This window comes from Sporosarcina sp. BP05 (genome assembly GCF_014282005.1).
GTDB lineage: Bacteria > Bacillota > Bacilli > Bacillales_A > Planococcaceae > Sporosarcina.
Map to the genome: position 1 here is coordinate 1 of NZ_JACFTD010000081.1, position 592 is coordinate 592.

At 44.4% G+C, this 592-nt stretch carries 1 protein-coding gene; it reads right to left on the reverse strand.

The annotated features are described in order from the left end of the window. Positions 1-512, reverse strand: a 512-nt coding sequence (locus tag H2672_RS19245; protein ID WP_186674011.1) for a MerR family transcriptional regulator, incomplete at its 3' end; no start/stop codon positions are given. Positions 513-592 lie beyond the last annotated feature (80 nt).

The window sequence follows — 592 nt, forward strand, 5'->3', positions numbered from 1 at the left end:
ACAGTCAAAAAGTCAGTGGTGTACTGGCTTCTTCTTGCTTCTTTCAAGGCATGATTCTCTTTGGTCACCGTCGCCAGCTGCTGTTGAAATCCTGCCATCATTTCTTTCATCGAAATTACTACATTATTGACGTTTTGAACGTTACGGATAAGGTCGTCCTGTTGCTCTGAGTAGCGTTGCATTTCGTCCAAAACCCTGATTTTATCGGTCTTAACCAACGATACGGAAACGGACGGTGGTTCATTCCCCGTACCACTAGAAGTCCTGTGACCGGCAACCACAACATTAGCAGCCGCATCCCGACTCATCCTGGCAATTTCTATCAAGTGTTTCATCTGAGAAAGTGCATTTAAGTCCTCACTTGTGAAATCTCTGTTCTTCCCATCGTTACGCTGAAAGACGAATCCGCGCTTCTCTAATTCAAGACAATACTTACGTATCGTAACGGTCTCTAAACCCAGTCTACTGGCTATTTCTCCGGTTTTCATGGGGGTCTCGATAACGTTGTCCATATCATCACCTCTATGAATTATTCAACGTCACAAAGGTTTTCCCCTGCAATAAACCAACACCTTATTGAACTAACGGGGCA